The organism is Mesorhizobium sp. M7A.F.Ca.CA.004.12.1.1 (genome assembly GCF_003997835.1).
Lineage (GTDB): Bacteria > Pseudomonadota > Alphaproteobacteria > Rhizobiales > Rhizobiaceae > Mesorhizobium.
Window position 1 is genome coordinate 1 of record NZ_RZRK01001175.1, and the last position, 1,348, is coordinate 1,348.

The following is a 1,348-nucleotide window of genomic DNA, read 5'->3' on the forward strand; positions in this document are numbered from 1 at the left end:
CCGATGACCGCGACAGATTGATCGATGCTTTCCGCAAGGCCGGCGGCAACGCGGTCGTCCGCGCCTCGCATGACGGCAAGCGCGGCAACCCTGTGCTTTTGCCGCGCTCGCTGTTTCCGGCGATCGCCCATCTCGAAGGCGACACAGGCGCGCGCCATCTGGTCGAGACCGAAGGGCTCGATGTCATCGATGTCGAAATCGGCGCGGCGGCGTCAGTCGATGTCGACACACGCGAGGCGCTGGAAGGCGCCGGCGGCGTGCTGCAGGATTGACAAACCCAAGCCGAATTACGCATGCCTTGGACATGTCTATCCGCTGCCAAATTTTCTGTGCCTTTGCAGTCGCGACCGCGTTGCTGTCTCCGGCCGCGCAAAGCCAGACGCTGTCCTTAAAACCCTTCAAGGACGATCTCTTCGCCTATCCGGCCACGCTATCGTCCGACACCAATGGCGCCTATACCGTCATCGACTACCGCGAGATGCGCGATATCAACCAGCGTGACCAGGTGCCGGAGCGCCGGGTAAACGCCCAATACACCGACACCGGCGTCCGCAAGATGCAGCAGGATCTGTTGCTGAAAACCGATGCCGGCGATGTCAGGCATGTCGCCGCAGGCAAGACCGAGGGCGCCGGCATCATCGTGCTTTATCTGCACGGGCAGGGCGGCAGCCGCAAGCAGGGTGTCGACGACTTCACCTTCGGCGGCAATTTCAACCGGCTCAAGAACCTGATGGCCGGCAATGGCGGCCTCTATCTCAGTCCTGATTTCCCCGATTTCGGCGACAAGGGAGCGGCGCAGGTGGCGGCGCTGATCGGTCATTATGCCGAACAGTCGCCAGGCGCGAAGATCTTCGTCGCCTGCGGCTCGATGGGCGGCGCGCTATGCTGGAAGCTGGCCGCGCGCAAGGATACAGGCGGACGCATCAATGGCCTGCTGCTGCTCGGTTCGCTGTGGGATGAGAGCTTTTTCACCAGCCCGGCCTTCAAGCGCCGCGTGCCGGTCTTCTTCGGCCAGGGCAGCCACGACGTCGTCTACCCCGTGGCAAAGCAGGAGGCGTTCTTTCGCTCGATCCTGACCAAATCGAAGACCTATCCGACCCGCTTCGTCCGCTTCGAGACCGGCACCCATGGCACGCCGATCCGCATGACCGACTGGCGCGGCACGCTCAACTGGATGCTGTCGAAGGCGCCCTGATCGACGCAGCCTGCAAGCTCGTGTGATGCTCAGGGCGCGGTGTTATAGTCGACAACCGTCTCCGGATTTTGCTCGCCGTCATAGGACGCATCGACGTCATACTGGACCAGCGAAAAATTGCCGTTGCGGAACAGATACGTCCCTGCGTCGGAC

The 1,348-nt window shown here is 62.5% G+C and carries 2 protein-coding genes and 1 pseudogene; 2 read left to right on the forward strand and 1 reads right to left on the reverse strand.

Translation table 11 applies throughout. The features are described from left to right. Positions 1-272: NTP transferase domain-containing protein (locus EN984_RS34830; protein ID WP_164765933.1), on the forward strand; the 272-nt coding region annotated here is incomplete at its 5' end. Between the two features lie 32 nt (positions 273-304). Beyond that, a complete protein-coding gene (locus EN984_RS34835; protein WP_127267827.1) occupies positions 305-1,195 on the forward strand; it encodes an alpha/beta hydrolase in 891 nt (296 codons plus the stop codon). Between the two features lie 29 nt (positions 1,196-1,224). Here EN984_RS34835 and EN984_RS39200 read toward each other — a convergent pair. Then, positions 1,225-1,348 (reverse strand): annotated as a pseudogene (locus tag EN984_RS39200) (DUF1176 domain-containing protein); the annotation flags it as partial.

Bases quoted from the DNA above. Each gene is read 5' to 3' on its own strand.
- EN984_RS34835 (WP_127267827.1), top strand. From the start codon at position 305: ATGTCTATCCGCTGCCAAATTTTCTGTGCCTTTGCAGTCGCGACCGCG.